The organism is Lysobacter sp. yr284 (assembly GCF_900107375.1).
Lineage (GTDB): Bacteria > Pseudomonadota > Gammaproteobacteria > Xanthomonadales > Xanthomonadaceae > Lysobacter.
In genome coordinates, this window is record NZ_FNPT01000001.1 from 1,261,752 (window position 1) to 1,280,308 (window position 18,557).

Sequence of the window (18,557 nt, forward strand, 5' to 3'; positions counted from 1 at the left end):
ATGACCGACCCACAACGTCCGCCCGGCCCCGTCGACCGCGAGCTGCCCGCCTCGATCTACCAGAAGCGCTTCTGGGACGAGTGGCGGTGCGCGCCCGACAGCGTCGCCTACAACATCCCCTCGGTGTTCGAGATCGAAGGCGAACTCGACGTCGAGGCGATGCGGCGCGCGGCCGCGGACTTCGTGATGTATCGGCAGGAAGTGTGCCGGACCCATTTCCTGGAACGCGACGGCGAACTGCGCCAGGTGCTGCTGGGCGCGCCGGCGCCGGACTTCCACTACGAAGCGCCGGAATCCGGCGCCGATGCGCAGCAGGTCGACGACTTCGTCCTGCGCTACTCCCACCACGTCTACGACCTGCGGCAGGCGCCGCTGTACAAGATCGGCCTGCTGCGCAGCGCGGCGCAGCGCCATGTGCTGGTGATCAGCTTCCATCACGCGATTTCCGACGGAATCTCCTACCAGGACTACATCCTCGCGCTGTCGCAGCTGTACAACGCGCATCGCGCCGGCCGCCCGCCGCAGCTCGCTGCGCCGTCGCCCGGCTTCGAGGATTACGTCGCCCACGAGCAGGACGCCTATCCGGACGAAGCGCTGCAGCGCGACCTGCGCTATTGGCGGGAACTGCTCGTCGATGCGCGCCTGAGCGCGGAGCTTCCGCTCAAGGAACAGGTGCGGATCGACAGCCGCGAAGGCGCCTACGAAGTGTTCGCGCTCGAGCGCGAGGTCTCCGACGCGCTGCGGGCCCAGGCCGCGGCGTGCGACACCACCTTGTTCCGGCTGGTAGCGGTGCTGTTTTCGGCAGTGCTGGCGCGTTTTTGCGACCAGAGCCAGATCACCCTGAGCCATACCGTCAACCTGCGGCCCAAGCCGTTCCGGCATTTGATCGGCTGCTTCATGAACAACGTGCCGATCAGCCTGCGTTTCGACGCCGACAGCAGCTTCCGGCGCCTGGCCGCCGAAGCCAACGCCCAGCGCGCCGCGTCCAAGCCGCATCAGCGCTGTCCGTTGAACGCGATCGTGGAAGGGCTGCGCCAGGTCCGCTCCGACCTCTCCGCAGATCTCTTCAACGTCGGCCTCAACGAATCCCCGGGCTGGTTGCGCGAAGTGCCGCTGCAACTGGACGGCCTGGTCTGCCGCGGGGTCGCGCCCAAGCGCTGCGAATCGGTCTACGACCTGTCGATGGCCTACGAGAACCGGCCGGAGATAGCGTTCCGCATCGACTATAAGAGCGGACTGCTGGAACGCACCACGGTCGAGGCGATGATCGCGCATTTTTGCGAGATGGTCGCCGCCGTGCTGCGCGATCCGGACCAGGCGCCGTTCGCGCTGGTCCCCGGCCCGGTCGAGGCCACGGCCTCGCCGCAGGACGGCGCGCGATTCCCGCTGCATTTGAACGTGGACGACCTGATCGATGCGCAGGCGCGGCGCAGTCCCGATGCGATCGCGGCGGCCGATGCCGAGGGCGAATTGAGCTACGCGCAACTGTGGCAGCGCAGCCAGACCCTGGCCGAGGTGCTGCGCGCGAGGCTCGATGCGCACGGCCCGCAAGCGGCCGACGGCGAGCGCATCGCCGTGTGCATGCCGCGCTCGCTCGACCTGCTCGTCGCCTTGCTGGCGATCTGGCGCGCCGGCGCCGCCTATGTGCCGCTGGACCCGGAGCAGCCCGGCGAACGGCTGCGCGCGATCGTCGAGGATGCGCAGACGCCTCTGGTGCTGGTCGGCGACGACGCCTGCGCCGGGCCGTTCGCGCCCGAGTCGATCCTGCGCGCGGACGGCGCCGCCGCTGCGGACGCATTCGCCGCGGCGCAACGCGCGCCGCTGCCGCAGCAGCGCGACAGCGCCGGCCTGGCCTATCTGATCTACACCTCGGGTTCGACCGGCGCGCCCAAAGGCGTGCAGGTCAGCCATCGCAATGCGGTCAACTTCCTTTGCTCGATGGCGCAACGGCCCGGCCTGGACGCGCAGGACACGATGCTGGCCGTGACCACGGTGTGCTTCGACATCTCCGTGCTGGAGCTGTTCCTGCCCTTGTGCGTGGGCGCGCGTACGGTAATCGCGAGCACCGCGGCCTGTCGCGACGCCGCCGCGCTGATCGGCCTGATCCAGGCCTGCGGCGCGACCGCGATGCAGGCCACGCCCGCAACGTGGAAACTGCTGCTCGCCGGCGAATGGCCGGGTTCGCCGCGGCTGGCCGCCCTGTGCGGCGGCGAGGCGCTGGACCGCGAACTGGCTGCGGCGCTGCGTCCGCGCGTACGCCGCCTGTGGAACCTGTACGGCCCGACCGAGACCACGGTCTGGTCGACCATCGCCGAGATCGAGGATCCCGAGCGCATCGCCCTGGGCGAGCCGATCGCCAACACCTGGCTGCATATCCTCGACAAGCGCGGCCAGCCGGTGCCGGCCGGCGTGGCCGGCGAGCTGCTGATCGGCGGCGAAGGCGTCGCCCGCGGCTACCGCAAGCGCGACGACTTGAATGCGCAAAAGTTCGTCGCCGATCCGGTGCAGCCGGCGCGGCGCGCCTTCCGCACCGGCGATCTGGTGCGGCGCGAAGCCGACGGCAGCCTGCGCTACCTCGGCCGCATCGATACCCAGGTCAAGATCCGCGGCTACCGCGTCGAGTTGAGCGAGATCGAGAGCGTGCTGCGCGAACTGCCTGGCGTCGCCGACGCGGCGGTGGTCGCGCGGCGCGATCCGGGCGGCGCAGTCAGCGCGCTGTGGGGCTTCGTGGTGCCCAGCGGCAGCATGGACGAGGACGCCGCGCGGCGCTTGAAGGGCCCGCTGGGCGAACGCCTGCCCGGCTACATGGTGCCTGGGCGCCTGCTGGCGCTGCCGGCGTTGCCGCTGAGCGGCAACGGCAAGGTCGATCGCAAGAGCCTGGGCGAACTGGACCTGGATGAGATCCGCTTGCGCGCGCGACGCGCCGCCGGTACGCCCACCCACGAACCGGCGCACGCTGCGGCGCCCGAAGCCGTCGCCGCCGCTGCGTCGCAGCCGAGCGCCGATCCCGAAAGCGAAGTGCGCCGCATCGTCGCCGAACTCCTGGCGCTGGCGCCGGTCGACGTGCCGCTGGAGACGCCTTTCGGCGAACTGGGCTTCGATTCGATCCGCTTCACCGCCCTGGCGACGCGCCTGGGGCACGCGTTCGCGCTCGACTTCACGCCCACCGCGTTCTTCAGCTTCCCGACCGTGCGCAGCCTGGGCGAGCATGTGCGCGATCTGCTGCCGCAAGCGACCCGCAGCGAGGTCGCGGCGGCGCCGGCTTCCTCCTCCAACGAGCGGTCCGACGCGCGCTGCGGCGACGCGGTGGACGCGGTGGACGCGGCCGACCCCGAAGCGATCGCGGTGATCGGCATGGCCGGACGCTTTCCCGGCGCCGACCACCCCGATGCGCTCTGGCAGCGACTGTGGGCCGGCGCGGACCTGGTCGGCGAAGTGCCGGCCGAGCGCTGGGACTGGCGCCGCTATCACGGCGATCCGGCCGAGGGCGAACGCACATTCTCGCGTTGGGGCGGCTTCCTGAGCGATGTGCGCCGCTTCGACGCCGCCTGCTTCGGCATCTCGCCGCGCGAGGCGCAGTCGATGGACCCGCAGCAGCGCCTGCTGCTGGAAACCGCCTGGCAGGCGCTGGAGGACGCGGCGCTGCCGCCTGCGGTGTATCGCGGCAGCCGCAGCGGCGTGTTCGTCGGCGCGGTCGGCCACGACTACTGGGAACTGCAGCGCGAGCGCGGCCGCGCCATCGACGGTTTCGCGGTCTCCGGCTTCGCCCACGCCGTGCTCGCCAACCGCATCTCCTATCTGTTCGACCTGCGCGGCCCCAGCGCCACCCTGGATACCGCCTGTTCGAGTTCCCTGATCGCGATCGTGCGCGCCGTGGCCGCGCTGCGCGCCGGCGCCTGCGACATGGCCCTGGCCGGCGGCGTCAACCTGATCCTGAGCCCGTCGGTGCACATCGCCTTGAGCAAGAACGGCATGCTCAGCGCGGACGGGCGCTGCCGCAGTTTCGACCATCGCGCCAACGGCTACGTGCGCGGCGAAGGCGTCGCCCTGGTGGTGCTCAAACGCCTGCGCGACGCGCTGCGCGACGGCGACGCCATCCATGGCGTGATCCGCGCCGCCGAAGAGAACCACGGCGGCCGCGCCAACCATCTGGCCACTCCCAACGGCCAGGCCCAACGCGAACTGATCGCGCGCGCCGGACGGCGCGCGGGAATCGACCCGCACAGCATCGGCTACATCGAGGCCCACGGCACCGGCACCGCGCTCGGCGACCCGATCGAAGTCGATGCGCTCAAGCGCGCCTTCCACGACAACGGCGTCGCGCAGACCGTGGCCGAACCGTGGTGCGGCCTGGGTTCGATCAAATCCAACCTCGGCCACCTCGAGGCGGCCGCCGGCGTCGCCGGCCTGATCAAGCTGCTGCTGTCGCTGCGCCATCGCAAGCTGCCGGCAAGCCTGCATTTCGAACGGCTCAATCCGCACATCCGCCTGCAAGGCAGCCCGTTCTACGTGGTCGAGAACGCGCGCGACTGGGCTCCGGCCGCGGCCGGCGTACCGTTGCGCGGAGCCGTCAGCTCGTTCGGCTTCGGCGGCTCCAATGCGCATGTGATCGTCGAGGCCGCGGCGGCGGGCGGCGCGCCGGCCACCGCGCCCGCCGCCGGGCCGCAGCTGCTCTGCCTGTCGGCGCACGACGCGCCCGCGCTGAAACGCCGTCTCCACGACCTGGAGGACTGGTTGCAGGACAACGCGCCGGACCTGCAGGCGCTTGCCTCGACCCTGTCGCGCTCGCGCGCCAGCCTGCGGCATCGCTGCGCCTTCGTCGTCTGCGATCTGCAGGCCCTGCGCGAAGATCTGGCGCGCTATCGGCGCGGCGAAACCCTGCAGCATGGCGCCGTCGGCGGCGCGCAGGCGCACTGGCCCGAAACGGCCAGCCGCGCCGGCGCGGCCTTCCTCGACCATGTCGCCGCCGGGAACGACGCCGGCGCGCGCCTGGATGGACTGTGGGCGCTGGCCGCGCTCTATCTGCAAGGACTCGCCGTCGATACCGCATCGCTGTGCCGTGGCTGCAGGAGCCTGCCCGGATTGCCGCCCTACCCCTTCGCCGGGGATGCGCACTGGCTGGAGCCGCAACCGCCGCGGCACCTGCTCGACACCGCCGACCTCGCCGCTTCGGCGCGAACCGGCGGCGTGGTGTTCGCCTTCGCGCCGAGCCTGGACGACCCGTGGATCGCCGAACACCGCGTCGACGGCCGCATCGTCCTGGCCGGCGTCTATTCGCTGGAACTGATGCGCGCCGCGGCGGCGCGGCTGGGCCTGGACGGGCCGGTGCGGCTGCGCAACGTGCACTGGACGCAGGTGGTCGAGATCGAGCCTTCGGCGCCGGCCCTGCAAATCGTCGTCGTCGCCGAAGGCGACGGCTACCGCTGCCGACTGCAGCGCGGCGACGTCGTGCACGCCAGCGCCACGATCGAGCCCGCCCCGGCCGCCGCCCTGCCGCAGCCATGGACGCCGCCCGCGGCGACGGCGCTGTCGCGCGAAGAGATCTATCGGCGCTTCGCCGCGCTGGGCATCGATTACGGTCCGCGCTACCAGGGCATCGTCCGGCTCTGGTGCGGCCGCGACGAGGTACGGGCCGAAATCGAATCGGACCTGGCCGCGGACGAGCGCGAGGTGTTCGGCCTGGTTCCGACCCTGGCCGATGCCGCACTGCAGAGCGTCATCGGGCTCGACGGCGGCGAACGCGCGCAAGTGCCGTTCTCGGCGCGCAGCATCGATCTGCTGGCGCCGATGCCGGCGCGGCTGCGCCTGCACGGCTACCGGCGCGAACGCGGTTTCGATGTCTGGCTCGGCGACGACCACGATCGCCCGGTATGCCGGGTGCACGAACTCATCCACCGCCCGCTGCCGGACGAGGCCGATTTCCTGTTGCGTCCGGTGTGGACGCAAGCGAGCGACCATGCCGACGCGAGCGCCGACGACGACACCGTACTGCTGTGCTCGCCGGCTTGCGAGGCGCTCGCGCATGCGCTCGCCCGCTCGCATCCGGGCCTGCAGGTGCATTGCGTCGGCACTGCGCCGCTGCAGTTGGATACGGCCGCGGTGCAGCTCGGGCGGGCCGAGCGCCTGGCCGTCCTGCTCGATGCGGATGCCTTGGCCGCGGCCGATTGCGACGCTGCCGCGCTCGAACAGGCCGAGCGCAACGGACCGCTGGCGCTGTTGCAACTGCTGCGGTCGCTGCAGCGCTACCGCGGCGGGACCCCTCTGGCGCTGCGCGTGGCCGCCTGCGACGTGCATGCCGCCGCGGCGCGCCCGAGCGGCGCCCTGCTGCTGGGCCTGGCCGAGGCCGTCGCCCGGGAGTGGCCGCATTGGTCGGTCAGCGCGCTGGATCTGGACGGCAGCGACCTCGACACGCCGGCGGGACTCGCGGCCGCGGCCGCGGCGATGTGCGCGCGGCCGGCGGCGCCGCTGGAACGCATCGAGGCGCGCGCGCGCAAGATCCGCCGGCTCGAACCGCTGCGCCTGCCACGGCCGGGCCGGGCGCCGTTCCGCAGCCAGGGCGTCCATCTGATCGTCGGCGGCGCTGGCGGCATCGGCGCCGCGCTCGCGGTGCACATGGCGCAGCGCGCGCAGGCGCGTTGCGTCCTGGTCGGACGGCGCGAATCGCCGCCGCAGCTGCAAGCGCTGCTTGCGCGCATCGCCGATGCCGGCGGCGAGGCGATCTATCTGGCCGCCGACGCCGGCGACGAGGCGGCGATGCGCGGCGTGGTCGAGACCACCCTGCAGCGCTACGGCGCCTTGCACGGCGTTGTCCACTCGGCCCTGGTCCTGGCCGACCAGCGCCTGGGAACCATGAGCGAGGACAGCTTCCGCCGGGCGCTGCGCCCCAAGGTCCAGGCCATGGCTGCGACCTACCGCGCATTGGGCGGACGCGCGCTGGATTTCTTCCTGAGCTTTTCCTCGGCGCAATCGCTGCTGTTCAACCCGGGCCAGGCCAATTACGCCGCCGCCTGCGCGTTCCAGGACGCGTTCACGCTCGCCATCGACCGCCCCGACTGTCCGGCCCGCGTCATCAACTGGGGCTATTGGGGCGAGATCGGCGCGGTCGCCAGCGACGCCTACCGCGCGCGCATGGCGCAGTTGGGCGTGGCTTCGATCGGCGAGCGCGAAGGCATGGACGTGATCGAACGCGTCCTGGCCGGAAACGAGCGCCAGGTGCTGGCGATCAAGCTCAGCGCGCAGGCGCGCCAGGACCTGCCCTTGCGGGAGTCGACGCCGCGCCCGGCCGAGGCTTCGGCCGGCATCGCCGGCCTTTCCGATTTCGACGCGATCGCGTCGCTGCATTTCGAGCTTGAGGAACCGGCATGAGCCTGATCGCCTCCGACGCGGCCGGCCACGATCTGTGGCAACGCAATACCGCGGCCTTCCTCGCGCTCGAACAGGAAGGCGCGCTTGATCTGTGGCGGTGCCTGGAGGCCATGGGCGCCTGGCGCGGCGAACGCCTGTCGGCCGCGCAAACGCGCGAGCGGTTCGGCGTGGTGGCGCAGCATGCCGCGCTGTGGGACGAGCTGCTGGCGCTGCTGCATCGGCACGGCTGGCTGCAGCGCGAAGGCGATGCCTGGCGGCCGTCGCCATCGCCGCCGCAGCCCGCGCCGGCCCCGGCCGCGGCGGACTGGCCGGACATGTCCGGCCCGCGCGCGTTGCTGCAGCGCGTTCTCGCCTGCTATCCGCAGGTGCTCACCGGCGCCATGGAGCCGACCGCAGCGCTGTTTCCGCAAGGTTCGGGCGAACTGGTCGAAGGCCTGTACCGCGGTCCGGCGGCCCAGGCCCTCAACCGCATGATCGCCCAGCTGCTGCAGGCGCTGGCGCAGCGCCGCAGCGGGCGCCTGCGCGTATTGGAAGTCGGCGCCGGCACCGGCAGCACGTCGGCGGCGGCGCTGGCCGCGCTCGCGCCTTGGGCCGAGCGCGTCGAATACCTGTACACCGATCTGTCCGCGCACTTCGTCAATCGCGGCCGCAGCCAGTTCGGCGCGGCCTATCCGTTCGCGCGTTTCGCCCGCTTCGACCTGGAGCGCGACGCGCGCGAGCAGGACCTGGGCGCGCAGCAAGTCGATGTCGTGCTGGCGACCAACGTCCTGCACGCGACCAGCGATGTCCCCCGCAGCCTCGCCCACATCGCGCCCCTGCTCGCCTCCGGCGGGTTGCTGGTGCTCAACGAGATGATGCAGCGCAACGACTTCTCCACCCTGGTGTTCGGCTTGACCCCGGGCTGGTGGGCGCACCGCGACGGGCTGCGAGATCCGGGATCGCCGATGTTGTCCGAGCAGGCCTGGCGCGCGGTGCTGGAACGCGGCGGTTGGCGGCGCAGCCATCTTCTGCCCGAGGGCGGCGGCCACGCCGGCCGCATCCTGGTGGCCGAATACGCCGGCCATGCCGCGGCCACCGCGGCGGCCGCGACGATCGCGCACGCCGGCCCGGAGCGCGCAGCGGACGCGGCAACGCCGCAGCAGCCGCCCGGCGATGCCCGCAGCCTGGTCCGCGGCATTCTCGCCGAGGTGCTGCGGATGCAGCCGCAACGGATCGCCGACGACGAGCATTTCGAGCGCTACGGCCTCGACTCGCTGATCGTGATGGAAGCGATGCGGCCGCTGGAGAAGGTGTTCGGCGAACTGCCCTCGACGCTGTTGTTCGAACATACCAGCGTGGCGCGCCTGGCCGCCTATTTCGAAAGCGAACATGCAGCGACGCTGCGCGCCGCCATCGCCCGGAACGCAGCGCCGCCGCCGGCGCCAGCCCCATCGCCGACGGACAGCGGCACGGCCGCCGCGAGCGTATCCGGCCATGCCGCGCCGCTGCCGGCAGCGGCGCCCCCGGCCGCCATGCCCGCGGCCCAGCGCGACGAAGCCGGCCACGACCCGGCGATCGCCGTGATCGGCATGAGCGGACGCTTCCCCGACGCGCCCGACCTGGAAACGTTCTGGCGCAACCTGCGCGAAGGCCGCAACTGCGTGCGCGAGATTCCAGCCGAGCGCTGGGACTGGCGCGAGCAGTTCGACCCCAAGGCGCGCGGCGAAGGCCGCAGCTACAGCAAATGGGGCGCCTTTCTCGACCAGGTGGACCGCTTCGACGCGGAGTTCTTCCGCATCACCCCGCGCGAAGCGCGGGCGATGGACCCGCAGGAGCGGCTGTTCCTGGAATGCGCTTATGCCGCGCTGGAAGACGCGGGCGCGGATTCGCGCCGGCTCGACGCCTGCGAGCGCCGCGCCGGCGTCTACGTCGGGGTGATGAACGGCGCCTATGGCTGGGTCGGCGCCGAGGCCGCGCGCGCCGGCGTCCACGGCACCGCCGATTCCAATTTCTGGTCGATCGCCAATCGCGTGTCCTATTGCCTGGACTTGCAGGGGCCGAGCCTGGCGGTCGACACCGCGTGCTCCTCCTCCCTCACCGCGATCCACCTCGCCTGCGAGGCGCTGCGGCGCGGCGAATGCGCGCTGGCGATCGCCGGCGGCGTCAACCTGATCCTGCATCCGCGCCAGTACGCGCGCCTGAGCGAATTGCGCATGCTCGCCGGCGACGACCGCTGCAAGGCCTTCGCCGACGACGCCGATGGTTTCGTCGATGGCGAAGGCGTCGGCGCGCTGGTGCTCAAGCCGCTGTCGGCGGCGCTGCGCGACGGCGACCGCATCCATGGCCTGCTGCGCGCATCCGCGCTCAACGCCGGCGGCCGCACCAGCGGTTACACCGTCCCCAACCCCGACGCGCAAGCGCGCGTGGTCGGCGCGGCCCTGCAGCGCAGCGGCGTGGACCCGCGCTCGATCGGCTACGTCGAAGCGCACGGCACCGGCACCATGCTCGGCGATCCGATCGAACTGCGCGGGCTGAGCAAGGCCTTCGGCGGCCCGGAAGCCGAAACCTGCGCGGTCGGCTCGGTGAAATCCAATATCGGCCACCTCGAATCCGCAGCCGGCGTCGCCGGCGTCATCAAGGTGCTGCTGCAGCTGCAGGCCGGCGAGCTCGCACCTACCCTGCACGCGCAAACGCTCAATCCCAAGCTCGGCCTGGAAGGCACCCGCTTCCGCATCCAGCGCGAACTGGCGCCGTGGCCGCAGTTGCGCCTGGACGGACGATCGCTGCCGCGCCGCGCCGGAGTCAGTTCGTTCGGCGCCGGCGGCGCCAATGCGCATATCGTCGTGGAGCAGGCGCCGGCCGCGACCGCGCCGTCGTCGACGCAAGCCGGTCCGCTGCCGGTGCCGGTGTCGGCGCATTCGCCGCAAGCGCTGCACCTGCGTCTGCAGCAACTGGCGGCCTGGTGCCGGCGCCACCCGCAGACCGACCTGGCCGATATCGCCTGCAGCTATGCCCTGCACCGCGACCACCACCCGCACCGCTGCGTGCTGTTCGCTGCCGATACCGCCGAACTGGCCGGCCTCGCAGCCGGCGAAGGGCCGCTGCGCGGCCGGGCCGGGCCCGATGCGGCCGCGCTGGCGCAACGCTATCTCGACGGCGCCGCGCCGGACTGGCGCGCCGCGCTCGGCGGCGGTCGCCCGATTTCGCTGCCCGCCTATCCGTTCGCCGGCGAGCGCTACTGGGTCGGCCCGCAACCGGTGCCGGCGGCCGCAGGCGCGGCCGCTGCGCCGGCCGCCGCGCCTTGGCTGCGCGATCACCGCGTCGGCGGCCGCAACCTGGTGCCGGCTGCGTGGTGGCTGGAGCTGGCGCGCGAAGCCTGCGGCCTGGGCGCCGCGGGCGAACTGCGCGATGTGGTGTTCCGCGAAGCCCTGCAGGCGGACCCGGAGCGGCCGCTGCCGCTGCGCCGCGAATGCCAGGCCAACCGCTTCCGCTTGCTGGCCGAGGACGGGAAGGTGTTGTGCGAAGGGCGCCTGGGCGACGCCGCTGAAGCGGCCGCCGAGGAGCCGGCCGCCGCGGCGGCGCGCATGCAGGCCCTGCGGGACCGGCTCGGCGCATCGAGCCAGAGCGAAGAGATCTATCGACGCTTCGCCGAACGCGGCTTCGACTACGGCCCGGCGATGCGCACGATCCGATCCGCGCAGGCCGACGGCGAGGAGGTGCTGGTGCGCCTGCAGCGCGACGACCGCGCCGCCGAGCCCTGGCATCCGGGCATGATCGACGGCGCGCTGCAAGCGCTGCTGTGGATGTTGGCCGCGCGTCCCGGCGCGCCCGAACCCGAGCTGCAGCGGGTGCCGTTTGCGATTTCGAGCGTGCGCGTGCGCGGTCCCGCACCGTCCGCGCTGTGGGCGCACGGCCGTCGCGACAACGGCGCGTTCGTGATCCGCGCCTACGACGACCACGGCCGCGAATGGCTTTGCCTGCAAGGGCTGGCGCTGCGCGCGCTGACCGAACCGGCGCAGGTACGCCTGTTGCGCCCGGCATGGCAGGCGCTGCCGGCCGCGGCCGCCGCTCGGGAAGGACGCCTGTTGCTGTGCGGCGGAACGGCGCAGCGCGGGCACGCGCTGGCCGAGCGGCTCGCGCGGACGGGCACGCGCGCGCAGTGGTGCGAGATCGGCGCGGCGCAAGACGACGAGGCGCAAGCGCTGCGCCTGCTCGCCGAACACGCCGCCGACTGCGACGCGATCGTCGATCTGTCCGCCTGGGACGGCGAAGCGCAGATACCGGCCGCCATCGCGGGCGCTGTCGCCGTCTGTCAGCGGGTCCGCGCCGCGGCCGCCGCCGGCATCGGCCTGCGCTGGATCTTTCCGGTCGAAGCCGGCGCCGCGGCGGCCGGTCTGCTGGGCGGATTCGCGCGCAGTGCCGACGCCGAGCATCCGGGCGCGGTCGCGGTGCTGGAATTCGATCGCGCCGAGGCCGAACATCTGCCGACGCTGCTGCCGACGCATCCGCGCATCGCCGTTGCGCGTCATGCCGACGGCCGCTGGCAGACGCTGCATTGGCGGCTTCTGCCCGACACCGGAACCGATCTGCGCGCGCCGGCCGAGGCCGACCTGCTCGGCGCGCGCACGGCGCTGGTCACCGGCGGCCTGGGCGGCGTCGGCGCTGCGCTGTGCCGTCGTTTCCTCGGCCTGGGCGGTCGCCGCGTGGTGGTGCTCGGCCGCGGCGAGCTTGCCGGCGAGCGCGCACGCGCGTTCGATTCTTTGCGCACGCTCGGCGAGGTCGCCTACGTCCGCGGCGACTGCGCCGTGCGCGACGACGTCGAACGCGCCTGCGCCGTGGCGCGGGAACGCTACAGCAACATCGACGCGGTGCTGCACAGCGCCGGCGAACTGCACGACGCGCCGCTGCGGCGGAACAGCCGGGCCGGATTCGAGCGCGCGCTGCGCGCCAAGGTCGAAGGCGCAGTGCAGCTCGATGCGGTCCTGCGCGACGAGCCGTTGCGCGCCTTCGTGCTGTGTTCGTCGCTGGCGTCGGTGCTCGGCAACGCCGGACAGACCGCTTACGCCGCCGCCAACGGCATGCTCGAGGGTTTCGCCGCCTGGCGCGAAACGCAGCGTCGCCTGGGGCTGCGCCATGGCCGCAGCCTCGCCGTGGCTTGGCCGTGGTGGCGCGACGGCGGCATGCAGCCCGACCCGCAGCGCGCGCAGACGCTGCGCGGCCGCTGGTCGATCGAACCGATGGAAGAGCACGAAGGCTGGCAGGCGCTGCAGACGGCGCTGGCCGTCGCCGATGCGCCCTGCATCGCGGTGGTCAAGGCCAGCGCCGCCGGGACCCGCGCCATGTTCGCGCCGGCGCCGTCGGCCGACGACGGCCTGCAGGCGCCCGTTTCGCCGCCGTCCGCGCCGTCGCCGCCACCGCCGTCAGCGGTCCAGGACCGCCTGCGCCACGACTGCGAGCGCTATCTCGCCGCGCTGATCGCCGAGCGCACCCAATTGCCGCCCGAGCGCGTGCGCGCGCAGTCCGCATTCGCCGAACTCGGTGTCGATTCGCTCGCCATCCTGGACATCACCGAGCGGCTGGAGCAGGGCCTGGGGCCTCTGCCCAAGACGTTGTTCTTCGAGCACGAATCGGTGGCCGCCCTGGCCGCCTACTTTCTCGCCCACCATGCCGATGCGATGCGGCGCTGGCTGGACGCGAACGCGGCGCCGGGCGAAAGCCCCGCGGATGCGGCGCCGGCCGCGACCGCGCGCGCCGCCGCGCCGGCGCTAACCGCGCAACGTACGCCGGATCAGCCGCCGAACCCGGACGATACCGCGGCATCGGACGTTGCGGCGTCGGACGATGCGATCGCGGTGATCGGCCTGGCCGGTCGCTATCCCAAGGCGCGCGATCCGCAGGAGCTGTGGCGCAACCTGCTCGCCGGCCGCGACTGCATCGAGGAGGTGCCGCCGGCGCGCTGGGACCATGCCGCCATCTACCATCCCGATCCCGAGCACCCCGGCACCACCTACGGGCGCTGGGGCGGCTTCATCGACGGCCACGACCGGTTCGACCCGCTGTTCTTCGGCATCTCGCCGCGCGAAGCCGAACGCATGGACCCGCAGGAGCGGCTGTTCCTGGAAACCGCGTGGCAGGCGATGGAAGACGCCGGCTACCGCCGCGACCAGCTCGAACGCCGCGGCAAGGCGGCCGTTTTCGCCGGCGTGATGTCCGGGCACTACCAGTTCTACGGCGTCGAGGAAACACAGGCCGGGCGGCCGCTGGCGATGGATTCAAGCTACGCCTCGGTCGCCAACCGCGTCTCCTACGTGTTCGACCTGCACGGTCCGAGCATCGGACTGGACACGATGTGCTCGTCCTCGCTCACCGCCATCCACCTGGCGTGCGAGAGCCTGCGCCGCGGCGAATGCGCGCTGGCCTTCGCCGGCGGCGTGAACGTGATGAGCCACCCGAACAAGTACCTGCTGCTCGGCCAGGGCCGTTTCCTCTCGCGCGACGGCCGCTGCCGCAGCTTCGGCGCCGACGGCGACGGTTACGTGCCGGGCGAAGGCGTGGGCATCGTCGTGCTCAAGCGCCTGCGCGATGCGCTGGACGACGGCGACCACATCCATGGCGTGCTTCTCGCCAGCGCGATCAACCATGGCGGCAAGGCGACCCGCTACACGGCGCCCAAGCCGCATACCCAGGCCGAGGCGATCGGCGAGGCCTATCGCCGCGCCGGACTGACCGCCGATGCGGTGAACTATGTCGAGGCGCACGGCACCGGCACCGCGCTCGGCGATCCGATCGAACTGCGCGGGCTGCGCCTGGCGCGCGGCGCGGGCGACGCCAGCGACTGCGCGATCGGCTCGATCAAATCCAACATCGGCCATCTCGAATCGGCCGCGGCGGTCGCCGGATTGACCAAGATCCTGCTGCAGATGCGCCATCGCACGTTGGTGCCTTCGCTGCACGCGCAGCCGCCGAATCCACATCTGGATTGGCAGGGCTCCGGCCTGCGCGTGCAGACCGAGCCGGCGCCGTGGACGGCCCGCGGCCCCTTGCGCGCCGGTCTGAGTTCGTTCGGCGCCAGCGGCGCCAACGGCCATCTGCTGGTCGAGCAGGCGCCGACGTCGTCCGGCGCCGCCGCGCCCGCGCCGCGGCCGCTGCCGCTGTGCCTGTCGGCGCGCAGTCCGGCCATGCTGCGTCGTCGGGTCGAGGAGCTCGCGCAATGGCTGGAACCGGACGATTTGCACCAGGCAGACGATGAGAGCTGGCCGCATGCGGCCTACACCCTGGCGATGGGCCGCGAACATTTCAGCGAACGCTGCGGCTTCATCGTCGACGACGCGGAGCAGGCGCGGCGCGCGCTGGCGGCGTGGCTGGCCGGCGAAGCGGCGCCCGATCGCGCCGACTCCGGCTGCGATGCGCAATCGTTGCGGCAGATCCTGGACGCGTACCTGCAGGGCGATGCGGCACGGCTCGGCGAATGTTTCGCCGCCGGCGAGTACCGGCGCGTTCCGCTTCCGCCGACCCCGATGGAGCGCAAACGCTACTGGTTCAACGACGCGCCCCCCGCCGGCACGAACGCCTCCGCGCCGGCTGCGGGCGCAGGCGCGCCCGAAACCGAGGCCGGAATCGACAGCGATGCGCCGCTGCATTGGTACGCGCCGGCATGGCGGGACGCGCCGCTCGCCGACGCCGCCGCGCCGGACGAGATCTGGCTGATCGACGCGCCGCAGGCGTCGATCGGGGCCTGGCAGGCGCAGGCCGCGACGGTGCTCTGCTACCCGTTGGCCGATGCCGCGCAGCGCGTGCGCGAACGTTTGCTCAACCACAGTGCGGCGCTGCCGGCGATCCTCGTGCACGCTGCGCAAGACGCCGACGCCGACGCCGTCGAACCCAACCTGCTCGCCCTTGCCGAGCTGCTGCGCGCGCTGCTCGCGGCGCCCGCCGGACAAGGAGCGCGCCTGTTGTATCTGACCGGCGACGAGGATCGAGCCTGGCCCTTGCGCCATGCCGTGGCCGGACTGTTTCGCGCCCTGCGCATCGAGCGCCCCGCCCTGCGCGCGCGCGTGCTGGCGATGCCCGCGCCCGACCTGATCGCCCCGATCTGCCGCGAATTCGCCGCGGCCGCGAACAGCGGCCTGCATGCGCGCGTGCACGAGGGACGCCGCCAGTTGGCCGCGCTGCAGGACGCCGCGCTGGCGGACGCGCCCCAGGCGGCGTTCGAACTGTCCGCCGAGTCCAATGTGCTGATCAGCGGCGGACTCGGCTTCCTCGGCCGCTGCCTGGCGCGCGATCTGGCCGAGCGCTACCGGCCCGGCATCGCGCTCAGCGGCCGTCGCCCGCTCGACCAGGACGGCCGCAACTTCCTCGATGAGCTGCGCGCGCTCGGCGCCCGCGTCCATTACGCCTGCGGCGATGTGGCCCGCGCCGACCAGGCGGCGGCGATCGTCGCCGCGGCCCGCGACGCGCTCGGCCCGCTGCACGGCGTCTTTCATCTCGCCGGCCGCCTCGACGACGGTCTGCTCGCGCAGAAATCGGACGAGCGCATCGCCGCGGTGCTGGCGCCCAAACTGCGCGGCGCGATCGCCCTCGACCGGGCCACCCGCGATGAACCGCTCGCCTGCTTCGTGCTGTTCTCCTCCAGCGCTGCCGTGTTGCCGGCGGCGGGACAAGCCGATTACGCCGCCGCCAATGGATTCCTCGACGGCTTCGCGCAATGGCGCGAAGCGCAGCGCATGCAGCAGCGGCGGCACGGCCGCTGCCTGTCGCTGAACCTGCCGCTGATTTCGGCCGAAGGCCTGCGCATCGACGGCGTCGACCAGAGCCGGTTTTCGGCCTGGCTGGAGCGCACCCATGGCATCGCCCCCACCTCGCCGCGGCAGGCGATGCGGGCGCTGCAGGCGCTGTTGCGCTGCGGCGCCTGCGGTCAGCATGCCTGGTTCCAGGGCGATGCCGAGCGCATCGCGGCCGCCCTGCGCCGCAGCGAGCAGCTGGCCGACGCCGCGCCGGCGCCGGCTGCGGCGTCGGCCGCGACCGCAAACGCCCCAGCGCCGGCTGCGGCGCGCGTGGACGCGCGCGCCGTCGCTGTCGTCCTGGACGCGGTGTCGCAGTCGTTGAAGATCGAACGCCGGCTGTTGACCCCGCAGACTCCGTTCGCCGACCTCGGTTTCGACTCGGTCGCACTGAAAGAAACCGCCGACCGCATCAACGCCGAGCTCGGCAGCGAACTCGTGCCCAGCCTGTTCTACGCCGTTACCGACGCCACTGGCCTGGCCGCCTATTTGCCGGCGCCTGGGTCGGCGGCGCCGGAGCCGGACGCGGCAACGTCCGCGGTCGCGATGGCGCCGCTGCCGGCCCCGGCCGCGACGGCGCCTGCCGGCGACGCCGGGCGCGGAACCATCGGCAGCGACGATATCGCCATCATCGGTCTGGCCGCGCGCCTGCCCGGCTCGGCCGATCTCGACGCATTCTGGCGCCACCTGCTCCAGGGCGAGGACCTGATCGGCGAAGTGCCGGCGCAGCGCTGGAACTGGCGCGAGTATTACCACGCCGGAGCGTTGCGCCCAGACCGCAGCAATTCGCGCTGGGGCGGCTTCATCGACGGCGTCGACGAATTCGATCCGGGCTACTTCAAGATTTCGCAACGCGAAGCGGACCTGATGGACCCGCAGCACCGCCTGTTCCTGCAGACCGCGGTGCATGCGCTGGAAGATGCCGGCTACGCGCCCGCGGCGCTCGCCGGCACCGACACCGGCGTCTTCGCCGGCGTCCAGTTCAACGAATACCACGCCGTGATCGGCGAGCAGACCCACAGCTATCTCTCCACCGGCAACTCGCACACGATGTTGCCGAACCGCGTGTCCTATCTGCTCGACCTGCACGGCCCCAGCGAATCGGTCAACACCGCCTGTTCGAGTTCGCTGGTGGCGCTGCACCATGCCTGCATGGCGCTGCGCAACGGCGACTGCGCCATGGCCTTGGCCGGCGGCGTGTCGCTGATGCTGGACCCACGCACGTTCGTCGCCACCAGCCAGATGGGCATCCTGTCGCCCGATGGCCGCTGCAAGACCTTCGGCGCCGGCGCCAACGGCTACGTCAAGGGCGAAGGCGTCGGCGTCGCCTTGCTCAAGCCGCTGGCGCGCGCGCTCGCCGACGGCGATCCGATCCGCGCGGTGATCCGCGCCAGCGCAGTCAACCACGGCGGTCGCGCGCAGTCGCTCACCGCGCCCAACGCGCAGGCCCAGGCGCGCCTGCTTGCGCGCGCCTACCGCCGGGCGCGCATCGATCCGCGCAGCCTGGGCTATGTGGAAGCGCACGGCACCGGCACCGAGCTGGGCGATCCGGTCGAACTCGAAGGTTTGCACCGCGCCTACCGCAAACTGCTGCCCGAAGGCGCGCAGACCGTCGCCGGGCACTGCGGCCTGGGCTCGGTCAAGAGCAATATCGGTCACCTCGAACCCGCGGCCGGCATCGCCGGCGTGGCCAAGGTCGTCCTGGCCCTGCAGCACCGCATGCTGCCGCCCACGCTGCATTGCCGAACGCCCAACCCTTACCTGAAGTTCGACGGCAGCCCGTTCCGCCTGGTGACCCGGGCCGAGCCATGGCCGCAGCCGTCCCTGCATGGCGAGGACCTTCGCCGCGCCGGCGTCAGCTCTTTCGGCTTCGGCGGCAGCAACGCCCATGTTGTGCTCGAACAGGCCCCGCCGTCGCCGCCGCGCAGCGCCGATCCACGGCGGGTCGTGCCGATCGTGCTGTCGGCGCCCAACGCCGAGGCGTTGCAGCGCCGTGCGCAGGCGCTGCTGGGCTGGCTCGAAGCCCGCGAGGACGCGGTGGAGCTGCGCGATATCGCCTGCACCTGCCTGCTCGGGCGCGACCACCATGCGCTGCGCTGGGCGGTCGCCGTGCGCACCCACGCCGAACTGGTCGCCGCACTGACCGACCTGAGCGCGCAACGGCCGCATCCGCGCGCCATGCAGGGCGAAACCGGCGATGTCCTGCCGGCGAACCTGGCCGATCGCCTGCGCCGGACCATCGCCGGCGAACTGCTGCAGGCCGCCGACGAAGACGCCTGGAACGCGGCGCTGCAAAGCGCCCTGGAGCTCTATGTCTGCGGCCATGGGCTGGACTGGAGCGAGGTGTTCGCCGCGCTCGGCGCGCGCCGTCTGGCCCTGCCCGGCTATCCGTTCGCGCGCAAGCGCTGCTGGGCGGCCGGCCCGGCGCCGAGC

The 18,557-nt window shown here is 72.5% G+C and carries 2 protein-coding genes (1 of these 2 only partly in view); both read left to right on the top strand.

Annotation, left to right across the window (positions count from 1 at the left end; genetic code table 11):
• Complete coding sequence (locus BLV01_RS04995) at window positions 1-7,365, top strand: hybrid non-ribosomal peptide synthetase/type I polyketide synthase (RefSeq protein WP_091794517.1); 7,365 nt, start codon at window positions 1-3, stop codon at window positions 7,363-7,365.
• A protein-coding gene (locus BLV01_RS05000) for an SDR family NAD(P)-dependent oxidoreductase (protein ID WP_091794519.1) crosses the window boundary here: on the top strand, window positions 7,362-18,557 show its 5' end (the start). The gene runs 13,446 nt beyond the window's last position; the window shows 11,196 of its 24,642 coding nt (coding positions 1-11,196); its start codon is at window positions 7,362-7,364; its stop codon lies off the right edge, out of view. Before BLV01_RS04995 ends, BLV01_RS05000 begins: the two co-directional genes overlap by 4 nt.